This window comes from Pseudomonas sp. C32 (assembly GCF_030417915.1).
Classification (GTDB): Bacteria; Pseudomonadota; Gammaproteobacteria; order Pseudomonadales; family Pseudomonadaceae; genus Aquipseudomonas.
In genome coordinates this window covers 145,524-161,807 of record NZ_JAUHUK010000013.1, presented here as the reverse complement: position 1 = coordinate 161,807, position 16,284 = coordinate 145,524, and the positions used below count along the sequence as shown (strand labels likewise).

Here is a 16,284-nt window from a genome sequence, read left to right as displayed (position 1 = left end):
AAATAGGTGCATCCATGCAGATTTCGGTAAATGAGTTCCTGACACCCCGTCACATTGACGTGCAGGTTGTCAGTCCAACCCGCGCCAAGATCACTCTCGAGCCTCTCGAGCGTGGCTTTGGCCATACCCTGGGCAACGCGCTGCGCCGCATCCTGTTGTCCTCAATGCCCGGCTGTGCAGTAGTCGAGGCCGAGATTGACGGTGTGCTCCACGAGTACAGCGCCATCGAAGGTGTACAGGAAGACGTAATTGAAATCCTGTTGAACCTTAAAGGTCTGGCTATCAAGCTGCACGGTCGTGACGAAGTTACGCTGACCTTGTCGAAGAAGGGTTCGGGGGTGGTTACCGCTGCCGATATTCAGCTGGATCATGATGTCGAGATCGTTAATCCCGATCACGTAATCGCTAACCTGGCGTCTAACGGCGCCCTGAACATGAAGCTAGTAGTAGCTCGTGGTCGTGGTTATGAACCGGCAGACTCGCGTCAGAGCGATGAAGACGAAAGCCGCAGCATCGGTCGCTTGCAGCTTGACTCTTCGTTCAGCCCGGTTCGCCGTATCGCATACGTGGTGGAAAACGCCCGTGTCGAGCAGCGTACTAACCTGGACAAGCTGGTTATTGATCTGGAAACCAACGGTACCCTGGATCCTGAAGAGGCTATCCGTCGCGCTGCAACCATTCTGCAACAGCAGTTGGCTGCGTTCGTCGACCTCAAAGGTGACAGTGAACCAGTGGTTGTCGAGCAGGAAGACGAGATCGATCCGATCCTGCTTCGCCCGGTTGACGATCTGGAACTGACTGTACGTTCGGCTAACTGCCTTAAGGCGGAAAACATCTACTACATCGGCGACCTGATTCAGCGTACCGAAGTAGAGCTGTTGAAGACTCCGAACCTGGGCAAGAAATCCTTGACTGAAATCAAGGACGTTCTGGCCTCCCGCGGTCTGTCCCTCGGCATGCGCCTCGACAACTGGCCGCCTGCAAGTCTTAAGAAGGACGACAAGGCGACTGCCTGATCGTCGTAATCACCGAACGTAGTGTTTGGTAAGGAATGAACCATGCGTCATCGTAAAAGTGGTCGTCACCTGAGCCGCACCAGCTCGCACCGCAAGGCCATGTTTCAAAACATGGCGGTGTCGCTGTTCGAGCACGAGCTGATCAAAACTACTCTGCCAAAAGCTAAAGAACTGCGTCGCGTTGCTGAGCCGCTGATCACTTTGGCCAAGGTAGATAGCGTTGCTAACCGCCGTCTGGCTTTCGACCGTACTCGTTCGAAAGCTATCGTTGGTAAGCTCTTCAACGACCTGGGCAAGCGTTACGCTACCCGTGAGGGTGGCTACCTGCGCATCCTCAAGTGCGGTTTCCGCGCTGGCGACAACGCGCCTATGGCGTACGTCGAGTTGGTTGATCGTGCTACTGCCGGCGAAGCTGTATCCGCCGAGTAAGACGTCAGTCTGAAACAAAGGACCGGGCCTAGTGCCCGGTTTTTTGTGTCTGAAACAAATGTGTTGTTTGTTCAGGTCTCTTCTTCCTCCAAGCCGTCATGATGTAGTGGGGAGGATAAGTAGAAATTATCTATCGATGTCTGCGAGTTAATGAATTTGTAGGTGTCACATTGATGATCAATACTCCTCCTCAGCCGATTAGCCGGCAGTTCAAGACCGACAGAGGAAGGAAGATCGCATGAGTCAGAACACAACGCTTACAACCGCCAGCGGCGCTCCCGTTGCCGATAACCAGAATTCCCGTTCCGCCGGCCCCCGTGGCCCGTTGCTGCTCGACGACTTTCACCTGATCGAGAAGCTTGCCCACTTCAACCGTGAAAATATTCCGGAGCGTCGCGTGCACGCGAAAGGCTCGGGTGCATACGGTACGTTCACGGTCACTCGCGATATCAGTCAATACACCAGCGCGAAACTGTTTGAGTCGGTTGGCAAGCAAACCCCAACCTTCCTGCGGTTCTCCACTGTCGGTGGTGAACGCGGTTCGGCGGACACCGAGCGTGACCCCCGTGGTTTCGCGCTGAAGTTTTATACCGAGGAAGGCAACTGGGACATTGTTGGCAACAACACGCCGGTATTTTTCATCCGCGATCCGCTGAAGTTCCCTGACTTTATCCACACCCAAAAACGTCTGCCGCAAAGCAATCTGAAAAGCGCTCAGATGATGTGGGACTTCTGGTCGCATTCACCTGAGGCGCTGCACCAGGTCACGATCCTGTTTTCAGATCGGGGTATTCCTGACGGCTACCGTCACATGCACGGCTTCGGTAGCCACACCTATAGCCTGATTAGCGCGAGTGGCGAGCGTCATTGGGTGAAATGGCATTACAAAACCCAGCAAGGGATCAAGAACCTGGCTCCAGCGGATGCTGCGCGCCTGGCCGGCACTGACCCGGATTACGCCCAGCGCGATCTGTTCAATGCCATTGAACGCGGTGATTTTCCGAAATGGACTGTGTGCATTCAGATCATGACCGAAGCCCAGGCTGCCGCTCATCACGAGAATCCGTTCGACGTCACCAAGACGTGGTCGCAGAAAGAGTTTCCGCTGATCGAGGTGGGTGTTCTGGAGCTCAATCGCAACCCGCAAAATTACTTCGCTGAAGTTGAGCAGGCCGCATTTGGCCCCAGCAACATGGTGCCAGGCGTTGGTCTTTCACCGGATCGAATGCTGCAAGGTCGGGTCTTCGCCTACGCGGATGCTCATCGCTACCGTGTGGGGACCAATCACCAGCAGTTGCCGGTGAATGCGCCTCGTAGCCCGGTCAATACGTATCAACGTGATGGTTCGATGGCGTTTGGCGGCAATGGCGGCGCAGCGCCGAACTACGAGCCGAACAGCTATGTACAGTCGCCCAAACAGGCTCCTCATTTCGCTGAGCCTGCCTTGGCCCTGAGCGGCGCGGCCGATCGTTATGATCATCGCGAAGACACCGACTACTACAGCCATGCCGGCGCGTTGTTCCGCTTGATGACTGAAGAGCAAAAATCACTGCTGGTCAGCAACATCGCCGGTGCGATGGGCGGTGTTTCGAGTGATGTGGTGGATCGTCAACTTCAGCATTTCTACAAGGCTGATCCGGCGTATGGAGAAGCAATCGCAAAGCTGCTCAACGTACAGCTTAACGAAGTCTAAATGAGAAGCAGAACCGCCCTTATTTGGGCGGTTTTTGCGTTATTTAGGCTGGTTTTCTCTGAATATCTTCGCTTTTATTGCGTATTGCGAGTGACGTTATGGGCAGGGTGGTTCAAACTATAACTTTCAAGCAGGGAGATGTAGGGCGATGCAAGGCCACCCAGACGTAATCGATTACCTCAACACGTTGCTGACCGGCGAGCTGGCCGCGCGTGATCAATATTTCGTCCACTCGCGGATGTATGAGGACTGGGGTTTCACCAAGCTCTACGAACGAATCAACCACGAGATGGAAGAAGAAGCAGGGCACGCCGATGCGCTGATGCGCCGGATCCTGATGCTCGAAGGTACGCCGCGCATGCGTCCGGACGACCTCGATGTCGGCACCACGGTGACAGAGATGCTCGAAGCGGATTTACGCCTTGAATATAAAGTGAGAGCTGCGCTGTGCAAGGGCATCAAACTCTGTGAGCAGCACAATGACTATGTCAGCCGTGAGATGTTGCGAGTTCAATTACACGACACCGAAGAAGATCACACCTACTGGCTCGAGAAGCAGTTGGGTCTGATCAAGTTGATCGGTCTCGAGAATTACCTGCAATCTCACACCTGATTTGCAGCTCATACAAAAAAGCCCCTGTCACTGATGAAGTGACAGGGGCTTTTTCATGGGGGCCAGGTTAAGCCCGATCACGCTCCAGCAGCGGCTTGAGGTAGAAACCGGTGTGAGATTGCTTCATCTCGGCCACTTCCTCCGGGGTGCCGACCGCAATGATCTGGCCACCCTTGGAGCCGCCTTCCGGCCCCAGGTCCACCAGCCAGTCGGCAGTTTTGATCACGTCCAGGTTGTGTTCGATGACCACGACGGTATTGCCGTGATCGCGCAGTCGATGCAGCACGTCGAGCAATTGCTGGATATCCGCGAAGTGTAAGCCGGTCGTCGGCTCGTCGAGGATGTACAAGGTCTTGCCGGTATCGCGTTTGGACAGCTCGCGGGACAGTTTCACCCGTTGGGCTTCACCGCCTGACAGTGTGGTCGCCGATTGGCCCAGCTTGATGTACGACAGACCGACATCCATCAGCGTTTGCAGCTTGCGCGCCAGAGCGGGTACCGCGTCGAAGAATACCCGTGCTTCCTCGATGGTCATTTCGAGGGTTTCGTGAATGCTCTTGCCCTTGTACTTGATCTCCAGCGTCTCGCGGTTGTAGCGCTTGCTCTTGCAGACGTCGCACGGGACATAGATGTCCGGCAGGAAGTGCATTTCAACCTTGATCAGGCCATCGCCCTGGCAGGCCTCGCAACGTCCGCCCTTCACGTTGAAGGAGAAACGCCCCGGCCCGTATCCGCGGGAGCGGGATTCCGGCACGCCGGCGAACAGTTCGCGGATCGGCGTGAACAATCCGGTATAAGTCGCCGGGTTGGAGCGCGGTGTACGGCCGATAGGGCTTTGGTCGATGTCGACGACCTTGTCCAGGTGTTCCAGGCCCTTGATGCTGTCGTGCGCGGCAGCCTCGAGCGTCGTTGCACCATTAAGTGCCGTGGCGCTCAATGGGAACAGCGTGTTGTTGATCAGCGTCGACTTGCCCGAGCCGGACACGCCGGTGACGCAGGTCAGCAGACCAATCGGAATCTCCAGGTCGACATTGCGCAAATTGTTGCCGCGAGCACCCTTGAGGGACAGCGTCAGCTTTTTGTTGCGCGGCGTGCGGTTGGCCGGGACTTTGATCTTCACCCGGCCCGACAGATATTTGCCCGTCAGGGAGTCGGGGTGCGCCATGACTTCGGCCGGCGTACCTTCAGCGACGATATGCCCGCCGTGCACGCCAGCACCCGGCCCGATATCCACTACATAGTCCGCCAGGCGGATCGCGTCTTCGTCGTGCTCGACCACAATCACCGTGTTGCCGATGTCGCGCAGGTGCTTGAGGGTGCCGAGCAACCGGTCGTTATCGCGCTGGTGCAAGCCAATCGAAGGTTCGTCGAGGATGTACAGCACGCCGACCAGGCCGGCGCCAATCTGGCTGGCCAGGCGGATTCGCTGTGCCTCGCCGCCCGACAAAGTGTCGGCGCTGCGATCCAGTGACAGGTAATCCAGACCGACGTTGACCAGAAACTGCAGACGCTCGCGGATTTCCTTGAGGATCTTGTCGGCGATTTCGCCACGGCGGCCGGTCAATTTCAGCCCGCCGAAGTATTCGCAGGCATCGCCGATGGGCAGGTTGGTCACCGCCGGCAGGGTTTTCTCGCCAACCCACACATGCCGCGCTTCACGGCGCAGACGGGTGCCTCGGCAATCCGGGCAGGATTGGGTGCTAAGGAATTTGGCCAGCTCTTCGCGCACCGAAGCCGACTCGGTTTCGCGGTAGCGTCGCTCCAGGTTCGGCACGATGCCTTCGAACGGGTGCGACCGTTTGACGATGTCGCCACGGTCGTTCAGGTATTTGAAGTCGACGTTCTGTGAGCCGCTGCCGTGCAGGATGAATTTCTGCTGATCGGCTGGCAGTTCGTTGAACGGAACCTCCAGGCTGAACTTGTAGTGAGCAGCGAGCGACCCGAGCATCTGGAAGTAATAGACGTTGCGCCGATCCCAGCCGCGTATCGCACCTTCGGCCAGGGTCAATTCACCGTTGACCAGACGCTTGATGTCGAAGAACTGCTTCACCCCCAAACCATCGCAGGTCGGGCAGGCGCCGGCCGGGTTGTTGAAGGAGAACAGCTTGGGTTCCAGTTCGCTGATCGCGTGGCCGCAGATCGGGCAGGCGAAACGTGCGGAGAAGATCATCTCTTCGCCCGGCTCGTCGTCCATCGGCGCCACGAGGGCGATGCCGTCCGCCAGCTTCAGCGCGGTTTCGAAGGATTCGGCCAGGCGTTGTTGCAAGTCGGCGCGAACCTTGAAGCGGTCAACCACGACATCAATGGTGTGTTTTTTCTGTTTGTCGAGCTTGGGTGCTTCGTCCAGCTCATAGAGCTTGCCGTTGATTCGGGCGCGGACGAAGCCTTGTGCGCGCAGCTCTTCGAAGACCGACAGGTGCTCGCCTTTGCGCTCGCGGATGACCGGGGCCAGCAGCATCAGCCTGCGGCCCTCCGGTTCGGCGAGGACCAAATCAACCATCTGGCTGACGGTCTGCGCTTCCAGAGGGATGTCGTGATCCGGGCAGCGCGGAATACCCACGCGTGCATACAGCAGGCGCAGGTAGTCGTAGATTTCGGTGATGGTGCCGACGGTTGAGCGCGGGTTGTGCGAGGTCGACTTCTGTTCGATGGAGATCGCCGGCGACAGGCCTTCGATGGTGTCGACGTCGGGCTTTTCCATCATCGACAGGAACTGCCGGGCATACGCCGACAGCGATTCGACGTAGCGGCGCTGGCCTTCGGCGTACAGGGTGTCGAAGGCCAATGACGACTTGCCGGAGCCGGACAAGCCGGTGATGACGATCAGCTTGTCCCGTGGCAGGGTCAGGTCGATGTTCTTCAGGTTGTGGGTTCGAGCCCCACGAATCAGGATCTTGTCCAAAGTGGCCTCGCTCGGCGGGCGTCGAAAACGTAGGAGTATACGGCCAAATACTGGATGGATGCACACTATCAAACGAGTGGGTGACTGTCTTACATGAAGAGTGTGTCAGCAATGCGCGGCAAAGCGTCGCGATATATCCCGTCAATCGATGGGACTGGTAGAATCGCCGCCGGTTCACATGAGGTTTTTCCATGCACGATCCCCACAGCGAGCGTATGAGTGGCAGCGAGACCCGCGCAGCAAGCGGTCTGGCGCTGGTGTTCGCCTTCCGTATGCTTGGCATGTTCATGGTGTTGCCGGTGCTGGCGACCTATGGGATGGATCTGGCGGGTGCGACCCCGGCCCTGATTGGGCTGGCGATTGGCGCATACGGCCTGACCCAGGCTGTTTTCCAGATCCCGTTCGGTATCATTTCTGACCGTATCGGTCGCCGTCCGGTGATTTACCTGGGGCTGATTGTCTTCGCCCTCGGCAGCGTGCTGGCGGCCAATGCCGATTCGATCTGGGGTGTGATCGCCGGACGGATCCTGCAAGGCGCCGGGGCGATTTCTGCGGCGGTCATGGCGTTGCTGTCCGACCTGACCCGTGAGCAGCACCGGACCAAGGCCATGGCCATGATCGGGATGACGATTGGTCTGTCGTTCGCTGTCGCGATGGTTGTAGGGCCATTGTTGACCCGTGCTTTCGGCCTGTCCGGGTTGTTTTTCGCCACGGGCGGCATGGCGTTGTTCGGCATCTTGATCGTGATGTTCATGGTGCCGCGGTCCACCGGGCCGTTGCAGCATCGTGAATCCGGTGTGGCGCGCCAAGCGCTGATGCCGACGCTCAAGCATCCGGACCTGCTGCGCCTGGACCTGGGCATTTTTGTGTTGCACGCCATGTTGATGTCGAGCTTCGTTGCCTTGCCGCTGGTCCTGGTGGAAAAAGCCGGCCTGCCCAAGGAGCAGCACTGGTGGGTGTACCTGACTGCGCTGCTGATTTCTTTCTTCGCCATGATCCCGTTCATTATCTACGGCGAGAAGAAACGCAAAATGAAACGAGTTTTACTCGGCGCCGTCGTGACGCTGTTGCTCACTGAGCTATTCTTCTGGCAGTTCGGCGACAGCTTGCGAGCTCTGGTGATCGGTACGGTGGTGTTTTTCACCGCTTTCAATCTGCTGGAAGCTTCGTTGCCGTCGCTGATCAGCAAGGTTTCACCGGCAGGCGGCAAGGGCACTGCGATGGGGGTTTACTCCACCAGCCAGTTCCTCGGGTCAGCACTGGGCGGCATTCTCGGCGGCTGGATGTACCAGCATGGCGGTCTGTCGGTTGTGTTCCTCGGATGCGCCGGTCTGGCTGCCCTCTGGCTGGTCTTTGCTGTTACCATGCGTGAACCTCCCTACGTCACGAGCCTGCGCTTGCCGTTGTCGCCTGAGGCGATCCGCGAAGCGGGTCTGGTCGAGCGCCTGAAGGCGGTCGTAGGGGTAACAGATGCAGTGATCGTCGCGGAAGAAGCGGCTATTTACATCAAATTGGACACCGAACTATTGGATCGCACCACCCTTGAGCGCCTGGTGAACAACCCGGCCGGGGCAGCGTGCGTAGCCTAGGAGAACGTTATGGCCCGTGGGGTTAACAAAGTCATATTGGTCGGCACTTGCGGCCAGGATCCCGAAGTTCGCTACTTGCCTAACGGTAACGCCGTGACCAACCTGAGTCTGGCGACCAGCGAACAGTGGACCGACAAGCAAACCGGTCAGAAAGTCGAAAAGACCGAATGGCACCGTGTTTCGATGTTCGGCAAGGTTGCGGAAATCGCCGGCGAATACCTGCGTAAAGGTTCGCAGGTCTACATCGAAGGCAAGCTGCAGACCCGCGAGTGGGAAAAAGACGGTATCAAGCGTTACACCACTGAAATCGTGGTCGACATGCAAGGCACCATGCAACTGCTGGGCGGCCGTCCACAGGGTGACCAGCAGCCTCAGGGCGGCGGTAACAACTACCAGCAATCCGCTCCGCGCCAGCAGGCTCCACGTCCGCAGCAGTCGGCACCGCAACAGCGTTCGGCTCCGGCCCCACAACAGGCTGCGCCGCAACCGGCTCCGGATTTCGACAGCTTTGATGACGATATCCCGTTCTAGCAGCTGCAAGCCTCAAGCGACCAGCTGACAAAACAAAACCCGCGCTTCGGTCTGAAGTGCGGGTTTTTTTATGGCTGGTGAAACTTGGTTACAAACTCAGGCGGCGATGAATTCGTTGGTTGACACAACGCTGGCATAGGCAAACGCAAGGGCTGCCATGAACGCCGCATGAACCTGCGCAGCCGGAACCGCTACGCCATTGAACTCCAGGTCGCGGGTCGCGCAGGCATCGTGGATGACTGTGACCGTATAGCCAAAATCCGCGGCAGCGCGGGTGATGCCGTCGACACACATGTGGCTCATGCTGCCCACGACCACCAGTTCCTTGATGCCTTGTTCGTCGAGAATTGACTGTAGTTCGGTTTCGCGGAACGAGTTGACGAAGTGCTTGAGCACCACCGGCTCGTCGGCGCGGTTCAGGACTTTGGGGTGCAATTTGGCGCCTTCAGAGTTGGGGGTGAAGAACGGAGCGTCCTCGGAGGTGAACTCGTGGCGGATGTGCACCACCGAATCACCAGCGTCGCGGAAGGCCTTGATCAGGCGCACGGCGTTGTCTGCGGCGGCGTCGGCACCGACCAGCGGCCACTTGCCTTGGGGGAAGTAGTCGTTCTGGATATCGACTACGATGAGCGCTTGCTTGGCCATGACTGTTACCTCGAAGTGTGTGTTGGGTGTGGAATGAAGTATCCGGTGTGGCTGGCATTCCGAGGATTGGCCGCACCGACAATAAGAGGGGGAAAACTGACAATGGACGCACAAAGGGCAATCGCCGAACTGGGGGTGTTGATTTACCCCGGCGCGCAGATGGCGGCGGTGCATGGGTTGACGGACTTGTTCGGCGTGGCCAACCGGATCGCCGCCGAGCACCAGGCTGCGCAGCTGCCGTTATTGCGCGTCAGCCATTGGCAAGTTGTGGGCGACCAAGCACCGGAGCGCAGCTATGACAGCCATCCCGGCCCGGATTGCACCAGGGTGGCCGTGCTGATTCCGCCGTCGATTACCGGTTTCTCCGAAGGCCAGGCGCCGCAGGGTTTGATCCGCTGGTTGCGCGAGCAACATGCCAACGGCGCGACGCTGGGCGGGGTGTGCGTAGGGTCGATTCTGCTCGCTGAAAGCGGTTTGCTCGACGGCCGCAGCGCCACCACTCACTGGACCTCCGCGAAAGCCTTCGCCGAACGTTACCCGGCCATCAAGCTCAAGGCCGATACGCCCATTGTCGATGACGGTGACTTGATTACCACCGCCGGGTTGATGGCCTGGTCCGAGTTGGGTTTGCGCCTGGTCGACCGCTTGCTCGGGCCGAGTATCGCTACCAGCACGGCGCGGTTTCTGGTGGTGGAGCACAGCGACAGCGCCAGCGAATGCGGCAGCAATTTTGCGCCGATCCTCAGCCATGGCGATGCGTCGATTCTGAAAGTGCAGCACTGGTTGCAAAGCACCGGCGCGACTGATGTTTCGTTGTCGGCGATGGCAGAGCGGGCAGGGCTGGAAGAACGCACTTTCCTGCGGCGTTTCCGCTCAGCCACCGGGCTAAAACCCACCGAATACTGCCAGCATTTGCGGGTCGGCAAAGCCCGGGAAATGCTTGAGTTCACCAACGGCACCATCGATCACATCGCCTGGACCGTGGGCTATCAAGACCCGGGCGCGTTTCGCTCGACCTTCAAGAAAATCACCGGGCTGGCGCCGAGTGATTACCGGACGCGATTTGGGGTCACGCCGAGTGTTGCTGCACGCTAGGTGTTTCACCACAACCCTCTGTAGGAGCGAGCCTGCTCGCGATGACGTCGGAACCGTCAACATTGATGTCGCCTGACCCACCGCTATCGCGAGCAAACTCGCTCCTACAGGGCCGCGACTCGTGCAAAATACCTGAGCCTCAACAGGCGTCGTGCAGAATAAAACAGGCCTCTTGCCATCACGTTTTGCGCAAGTCATTGATTTGAAACCCATCGCGCCAACCCCTGCCTTGGCGTGATCTCTGCACCCCCTTCACTACATTCATCACACGCTGATTGAAGGGGGATGCATGACCCCGGTCAACCGCAATAAATTAGTGGTCGCTCATTCGGTTCACGCCGATGCGCCGCTGCATGAAGTCGAAACCAACCGGGCCCTGGCCCGATGGCTGGCGCAGATTCTCGGGCTCACGTACGCGGGCAGTCATGACGCCGATTTGCACGGTGGACAGGATTTGTATCTGTTGCCAACCCAAACCCTGGTGGGCGCTGCGGCGGCACGGGCGTTAGGGGTCAAGGGGCCGGAAGACTTGTGGGGCGGTTATGTCGACCATGATTTTATTTGCACCAAGGCCATCAGCCACGGTTTGCTGAACCACGACGCTCATGCGCCGCAAGGTTGGGCACCGTTGTTTTCCGAGCGGGTGCGCGGCGTGGTGCTCGACGGCCTCAGCGTGTTTTCCTTCGAAGATGCGCGGCCGGCGGCGGAGCATCTGCTGTACACCGGGCCGATTCGCCTCAAACCGATTTATGCCTGCGCCGGGCGCGGTCAGGAAGTGATCCAAAGCCTCGACCAATTCGATGACGTCCTTGCCAGGCCGGATGCCAAAAGCCTGTTCAAGAAAGGTATCGTGCTGGAGCAAGACCTGGAGCAGGTCATCACCCACAGCGTCGGCCAGAGTGTAGTCGGCGGCAAGGTGCTGAGTTACTGCGGTGAGCAATACTTGACCGAAGACGCGCATGGCGAGTCGGTGTATGGCGGCTCCGATTTGTTGGTGGTGCAGGGCAACTATGACGATTTGCTGAAACTCGACCTGGCGCAAGACGTGCGTTTGGCCATTCAGCAGGCCCAAGTGTTCGACCGCGCTGCGGACGAAGCCTATCCCGGGTTTTATGCGTCGCGGCGCAACTACGACATCGCTCAAGGGCTGGGCAGCGATGGCCGGCAACGCAGTGGCGTGCTCGAACAGTCCTGGCGCCTGGGCGGGGCCAGCAGCGCCGAACTTGCAGCGTTGCAGAGCTTTGTGAACGATCCGCAGATTCGTGCGATTTGCGTGTCCGCCGTCGAGACTTATATCGATCAACCGCTGCCAGCAAGCGCGATTGAGGTGTACCGCGGACCGGCGCAGGACAGTGATTTTCTACTCAAGTACGTAACGGTCAAATCCTATGACGGCTAGAAGCGAAAGCATTCAAATCGACATCGACGACGAACAGATGAGCGGGACGTTTCTGAGCCCCAAATCGAAAGTCCCCGGCGTGCTCTTCGTGCACGGTTGGGGCGGCAGTCAGGAGCGGGATCTGGAACGGGCCAAAGGCATCGCCGGACTGGGTTGCGTGTGCCTGACTTTTGATTTGCGCGGTCATACCGGCGGCACCGGCATTCCCCTGTCCCGGGTAACCCGCGAGGACAACTTGCGGGACTTGCTGGCGGCTTACGATCGGCTGCTCGCGCACCCGGCGCTGGATACCTCGGCGATTGCCGTGGTGGGCACCAGCTATGGCGGTTACCTGGCTTCGATCCTCACGTCGCTCAGACCGGTGCGCTGGCTGGCGCTGCGGGTGCCGGCGCTGTATCGCGACGATAAATGGCACACGCCCAAACGCGATCTGGACAAGCTCGATTTGCGCGATTACCGCAGCACCCTGGTGCGCGCCGAGGGCAATCGCGCCTTGCATGCCTGTTCGGCATTTACCGGGGATGTGTTGCTGGTGGAGTCCGAGACCGATGAATACGTGCCGCACTCAACGATCATGAGTTATCGCGCTGCGTGCCAGCAGACCCACTCGCTCACGCACCGCATCATCGATGGCGCCGATCATGCCTTGAGCGATCCGGTTTCACAGCAGGCCTACACGTCGATCCTGGTGGACTGGATCACGGAGATGGTGGTGGGTGAGCGGTTAAGCATTATTCAATCGCAGTGATTTTGGGTGCTGGACAGGGCGCCATCGCGAGCAAGCTTGTTCCTGCAGGGCTCGTCATTGAACACAAATGTTGTGATCACTGGAGATCCTTGTGGGCTTGCCCGCGATGGCGTCAGATCAAACACCACCACTCACTTGGGTTTCTTGCTGATCCGCAACGACTTGGCCTTGGCCTCGACGATCAGATACATCACCAAAGTGATCAACAGCGGCAGCAGAAAATAGATTGCCCGGTACGCCAGCAATCCCGCCACCAGACTGCCCCGTGACGCCTCGTGTTGCAGCAGCGCCACGAACACCGCTTCCAGCACGCCGAGCCCGGCGGGGATGTGCGTGATGACCCCGGCAATGGCGCTGATCAACAACACCCCAAGCACCAGCGGATAATCCAGTTTGCTCGGCAACAAGGTGAAAATGACCGCTGCCATCAGCGACCAGTTCAGCGCGCCGAGGCCCAGTTGCAGGATCGCCATGCGCAGTGACGGCAAGTTGATTTCCACCCCGCGTATCGACCATTCCCGACGGCTGGAAAAGCGACACGCCGCCAGATAGCCCGCACTCACCAGCAACAGCAAAACGCCCACCGCTTGCAGAGCGCCGCTGCTCAATTTCCAGCCCGGCGGCATGCTCACCCATCCACTGCTGAACACCACGCCGGCAATCAGCATGTAGCCGATCCAGTTGGTCGCCAGGCTCAGGCCGAGGATTTTCGCGATGTTGCTTTTGCTCACCCCGAGTCGTGAATACAGCCGATAACGCATGGCAATACCACCGACCCAGGCACTTAAGTTGAGGTTGAAGGCATAGCTGATGATTCCTACGGGGAGGATCTGTTTCCACGTCAGGTCCTGACGGATGTAGGTGCGCCCGATCAGATCGAAACAGGCATACACCAGGAAACTCACTACAGTCAGCGAGGACGCAATGATCAGCGTGCGTACCTTGAAGTCGGCCAGTGTTTCGAGCACTTCGGTCCATTCGATGCGCTGGGCAAACATCGTCAACAACACGATCAGCGCCAGAAAAAACAGCAGGGTCAGCGGTTTTTTCCAACGGCTCCAGCGCGACTTGGCCGGGTGATCGGTATGGGACGTCGACCCGGTCTCAGCGTGGCTCATGGAGATCGCTCCCGGTCGTCGGGGTGATGCGCTTCAGGCGCGGTTTATGGGCCGGCAACCAACCCGCCCACGCCGGGAAATGCCGCAAAAAGTGAAACACCAGAAAACCGACGGTCATGTGCCAGACCCACCCACTCGGGATTTTTTCGGATGACATCATCTTGCAGTGGTGGTCGCTGAGGTCTTCAAGTCGGTCGTACAGGTCGCGGTTGAACTGACGGTCACGGATCAGCACATTGGCTTCGAGATTCATCGACAGACTCAACGGGTCGAGGTTGCTGGAGCCGACGGTGCTCCAGTCTTCGTCCACCAACGCCACTTTGCCGTGCAGCGGACGGTCGCAGTATTCGTAGATCTTCACCCCGGACTTGAGCAAGTAGTCGTAGGTCATGCGTGCCGCGAGCCTGGCCACCATCATGTCCGGCTGGCCTTGCAGGATCAGCCGCACATCGACGCCACGGCGCGCCGCGTTGCGGATCTCGCGCAGTAACCGATAACCCGGAAAGAAGTAGGCGTTTGCGATCACCACCCGGCGTTGTGCGGTGCGCAATACCTGCCGGTACACCTCTTCAATGTCAGTCGGGTGTTCGCCGTTGTCGCGGTACACCAACCGCACCTGACCATCGTGATCGCTGAAGGCCAGTTCCGAGCGCCGTTGCCGCCGTCGTTGCCACCAGTATTTGGCCCGCACCGGGCGACCGCATTGCAGCAAGGCAAAGTGATGAATGTCGGCCACCACCGGGCCCTGGACTTCAACGGAGTAATCCTGCTTGGCTTCAGGGCCGAAGTCAGCCAGATGGTCGGCGGAAAAATTGATCCCGCCGATGAAGGCGACAGTGCCGTCCACCACCACGATTTTGCGGTGCAGACGGCGGAACCAGTTGGTGCGGATGCCCAGGCGTTTTGGCGCCGGATCGAACATCTGCAAATGCACGCCCGCGCCGCTCAGGGCGCTGAGAAATCCGCTGCTCAATTCGCCACAGCCAAAGCCGTCGAGGCTGACGGTGATGCGCACGCCCCGTTGCGCCGCTTCGATGAGAATCTGCTGCAGTTCATTGCCGACCTTGTCCTCGAACAGAATGAAGGTCTCCAGCAGGATCTCACTTTGTGCCTGGCGCAGGGCTTCGAACACCCGGGGAAAATACGCCTCACCGTTTTCCAGCAGTTCGACCCGATTGCTGCCTTGCCAGCTGTACTCGACATCGACCGCTGTCGGCTCGCGAATCGGCGGGGCGGGGATGTGTTCCACCGTGGATTTTTCCATCGACTGGCTGCTCATAGCTCGATCTCTACCGATAGCGGGACGTGGTCGGAAAGGTGGGACCAGGGGCGGTTCGACAGCACTTGCGGATGGCTGGCCTTGAGGTGACGCACGTAGATGCGGTCCAGGCGCAGGGCCGGTAAACGTGCCGGGAAGCTGCGCGCCGATTGGCCGTGGTGTTCGGCGAAGACCTCGCGCAAACCGCTGGGCTTGAGCAGTGCATCGGCGCGCAGGCGCCAATCGTTGAAGTCACCGGCGATGATGACCGGCGCGTCGTCGGGCAGCGCTTCCAGGCGTTGGACGAGCAATTTGAGTTGCGCGTTGCGGTGGGTTTCGCGCAACCCCAGATGCACACAAATGGCGTGCACCTCGCGACCGTCGCCGGGCAGGCGCAACACGCAATGCAGAAGCCCGCGGTTTTCGTGGCCGCTGATGGATACGTCGAGATTATCGTGGCGAATGATCTGGAATTTCGACAGCAGCGCATTGCCGTGATCGCCCGCCGGATAGACCGCGTTACGACCATAGGCGAACTGCGGCCAGAGGGTGTCGGCGAGGAACTCGTACTGCGGCATCGTTGGCCAATTGGAGTAGCGTTTTGGATGCTGCTCGTGGGTGCCGTGGACTTCCTGCAAAAACACCACATCGGCGGACACGCTGCGCACCGCTTCGCGCAGTTCCGGCAGGATGAAGCGCCGGTTGAGCGCGGTGAAGCCTTTGTGGGTGTTCACCGTCAGCACCGTGAAGCGATGCACGTGGGTGTCGAAGGGGGTCTGTTCGTCTGTCACGCCGACTGGCTCCGGAGTAGTCATGACAACACACCCTGCGCAGCAGGCTCAGCGGGCGTGGTGGCGAGGTTTTTGTCGAGGTGGAACCGCTCCAGCAAGCGGCGGGCATCGAAGGGCGCGCGGACTTTAATGACATTGTCGAAACAGCAGAACACTTTCCGGGGCAGGCGTGGCTTTGGCTGCTGGCGGGGGGCGATCAGTTGCGGATCACTTGGTTGCCGGCCGTGGCGCAGGCTCTTCGGGTAGAAATCCCCGCGGCAGGGCGTGTACCGCCAACCTGAAATACCGATATGAATCGCCGACATGTCGCCTCCGGTCCGATGAGCCCTGTCTTTGGAGGACTGCGCGGTGGCGACGAAAGTTTCGGTGGGGCTACGGACGGTTAACCGCCGCCGTGTGCAGCGTAGGAGCTGGCGCAGCATGCGTGCTAATGTCACCCCGAATATTTTCGACGATA

At 59.0% G+C, this 16,284-nt stretch carries 14 protein-coding genes and 1 pseudogene; 9 read left to right on the top strand and 6 right to left on the bottom strand.

Translation table 11 applies throughout. The features are described from left to right. Positions 1–14: 14 nt before the first annotated feature. The 4 genes from rpoA to bfr all read left to right on the top strand — a co-directional run bounded on the left by rpoA (position 15) and on the right by bfr (position 3,751). A complete protein-coding gene (rpoA, locus tag QYH43_RS16715; RefSeq protein ID WP_007970428.1) occupies positions 15–1,016 on the top strand; it encodes a DNA-directed RNA polymerase subunit alpha in 1,002 nt (333 codons plus the stop codon). Positions 1,017–1,058: 42 nt separating this feature from the next. Beyond that, positions 1,059–1,445, top strand: coding sequence for a 50S ribosomal protein L17 (gene rplQ, locus QYH43_RS16710; protein WP_040071272.1), 387 nt, complete (start codon positions 1,059–1,061; stop codon positions 1,443–1,445). Between the two features lie 238 nt (positions 1,446–1,683). After that, on the top strand, positions 1,684–3,138 hold the full coding sequence (locus tag QYH43_RS16705; protein WP_301157483.1) for a catalase: 1,455 nt from the start codon (positions 1,684–1,686) through the stop codon (positions 3,136–3,138). Positions 3,139–3,286: 148 nt separating this feature from the next. After that, entirely contained in the window at positions 3,287–3,751 is a 465-nt protein-coding gene (gene bfr, locus QYH43_RS16700; RefSeq protein WP_095059507.1) for a bacterioferritin, read from the top strand. 67 nt (positions 3,752–3,818) lie between these two features. On the opposite strand, the gene uvrA is transcribed toward bfr, so the two are convergent. After that, positions 3,819–6,653: an excinuclease ABC subunit UvrA gene (gene uvrA / locus QYH43_RS16695; RefSeq protein WP_301157481.1), complete on the bottom strand. Its 2,835-nt coding sequence runs from the start codon at positions 6,651–6,653 to the stop codon at positions 3,819–3,821. Positions 6,654–6,844: 191 nt separating this feature from the next. Between uvrA and QYH43_RS16690 the strand changes: the two genes are divergently transcribed. Beyond that, positions 6,845–8,242 (top strand): MFS transporter, encoded by a 1,398-nt coding sequence (locus tag QYH43_RS16690; protein ID WP_095152662.1) that lies wholly within the window; start codon positions 6,845–6,847, stop codon positions 8,240–8,242. A gap of 9 nt (positions 8,243–8,251) precedes the next feature. Further along, positions 8,252–8,773, top strand: coding sequence for a single-stranded DNA-binding protein (locus QYH43_RS16685; RefSeq protein WP_301157480.1), 522 nt, complete (start codon positions 8,252–8,254; stop codon positions 8,771–8,773). A 96-nt stretch (positions 8,774–8,869) separates the two neighbouring features. Here QYH43_RS16685 and QYH43_RS16680 read toward each other — a convergent pair whose 3' ends face one another. After that, positions 8,870–9,418, bottom strand: a complete 549-nt coding sequence (locus QYH43_RS16680; protein WP_095059458.1) for a cysteine hydrolase family protein — start codon at positions 9,416–9,418, stop codon at positions 8,870–8,872. A gap of 102 nt (positions 9,419–9,520) precedes the next feature. Between QYH43_RS16680 and QYH43_RS16675 the strand changes: the two genes are divergently transcribed. The 3 genes from QYH43_RS16675 to QYH43_RS16665 all read left to right on the top strand — a co-directional run bounded on the left by QYH43_RS16675 (position 9,521) and on the right by QYH43_RS16665 (position 12,660). Next, positions 9,521–10,513 (top strand): GlxA family transcriptional regulator, encoded by a 993-nt coding sequence (locus QYH43_RS16675; RefSeq protein WP_095152664.1) that lies wholly within the window; start codon positions 9,521–9,523, stop codon positions 10,511–10,513. 289 nt (positions 10,514–10,802) lie between these two features. After that, complete coding sequence (locus QYH43_RS16670; RefSeq protein ID WP_301157478.1) at positions 10,803–11,912, top strand: DUF3182 family protein; 1,110 nt, start codon at positions 10,803–10,805, stop codon at positions 11,910–11,912. After that, positions 11,902–12,660 carry a S9 family peptidase gene (locus tag QYH43_RS16665; protein WP_095059455.1) on the top strand — a complete coding sequence of 253 codons (759 nt, stop codon included), beginning with the start codon at positions 11,902–11,904 and terminating at the stop codon, positions 12,658–12,660. Before QYH43_RS16670 ends, QYH43_RS16665 begins: the two co-directional genes overlap by 11 nt. A gap of 131 nt (positions 12,661–12,791) precedes the next feature. On the opposite strand, the gene QYH43_RS16660 is transcribed toward QYH43_RS16665, so the two are convergent. The 4 genes and pseudogenes from QYH43_RS16660 to QYH43_RS16645 form a co-directional block, all read right to left on the bottom strand. Beyond that, positions 12,792–13,778, bottom strand: coding sequence for a lysylphosphatidylglycerol synthase domain-containing protein (locus QYH43_RS16660; protein WP_301157476.1), 987 nt, complete (start codon positions 13,776–13,778; stop codon positions 12,792–12,794). Continuing rightward, entirely contained in the window at positions 13,765–15,057 is a 1,293-nt protein-coding gene (clsB, locus tag QYH43_RS16655) for a cardiolipin synthase ClsB (RefSeq protein ID WP_301157475.1), read from the bottom strand. Before clsB ends, QYH43_RS16660 begins: the two co-directional genes overlap by 14 nt. Continuing rightward, positions 15,054–15,851, bottom strand: coding sequence for an endonuclease/exonuclease/phosphatase family protein (locus QYH43_RS16650; protein ID WP_095152668.1), 798 nt, complete (start codon positions 15,849–15,851; stop codon positions 15,054–15,056). Before QYH43_RS16650 ends, clsB begins: the two co-directional genes overlap by 4 nt. Next, a pseudogene (locus QYH43_RS16645) lies at positions 15,848–16,054 on the bottom strand (DUF72 domain-containing protein); the annotation flags it as partial. The gene QYH43_RS16650 and the pseudogene QYH43_RS16645, both read right to left, overlap by 4 nt. Between the last annotated feature and the right edge of the window lie 230 nt (positions 16,055–16,284).

Bases quoted from the DNA above. Each gene is read 5' to 3' on its own strand.
- rpoA (WP_007970428.1), top strand. From the start codon at position 15: ATGCAGATTTCGGTAAATGAGTTCCTGACACCCCGTCACATTGACGTG.
- rplQ (WP_040071272.1), top strand. From the start codon at position 1,059: ATGCGTCATCGTAAAAGTGGTCGTCACCTGAGCCGCACCAGCTCGCAC.
- QYH43_RS16705 (WP_301157483.1), top strand. From the start codon at position 1,684: ATGAGTCAGAACACAACGCTTACAACCGCCAGCGGCGCTCCCGTTGCC.
- bfr (WP_095059507.1), top strand. From the start codon at position 3,287: ATGCAAGGCCACCCAGACGTAATCGATTACCTCAACACGTTGCTGACC.
- QYH43_RS16690 (WP_095152662.1), top strand. From the start codon at position 6,845: ATGCACGATCCCCACAGCGAGCGTATGAGTGGCAGCGAGACCCGCGCA.
- QYH43_RS16685 (WP_301157480.1), top strand. From the start codon at position 8,252: ATGGCCCGTGGGGTTAACAAAGTCATATTGGTCGGCACTTGCGGCCAG.
- QYH43_RS16680 (WP_095059458.1), bottom strand. From the start codon at position 9,418: ATGGCCAAGCAAGCGCTCATCGTAGTCGATATCCAGAACGACTACTTC.
- QYH43_RS16675 (WP_095152664.1), top strand. From the start codon at position 9,521: ATGGACGCACAAAGGGCAATCGCCGAACTGGGGGTGTTGATTTACCCC.
- QYH43_RS16670 (WP_301157478.1), top strand. From the start codon at position 10,803: ATGACCCCGGTCAACCGCAATAAATTAGTGGTCGCTCATTCGGTTCAC.
- QYH43_RS16665 (WP_095059455.1), top strand. From the start codon at position 11,902: ATGACGGCTAGAAGCGAAAGCATTCAAATCGACATCGACGACGAACAG.
- QYH43_RS16660 (WP_301157476.1), bottom strand. From the start codon at position 13,778: ATGAGCCACGCTGAGACCGGGTCGACGTCCCATACCGATCACCCGGCC.
- clsB (WP_301157475.1), bottom strand. From the start codon at position 15,057: ATGAGCAGCCAGTCGATGGAAAAATCCACGGTGGAACACATCCCCGCC.
- QYH43_RS16650 (WP_095152668.1), bottom strand. From the start codon at position 15,851: ATGACTACTCCGGAGCCAGTCGGCGTGACAGACGAACAGACCCCCTTC.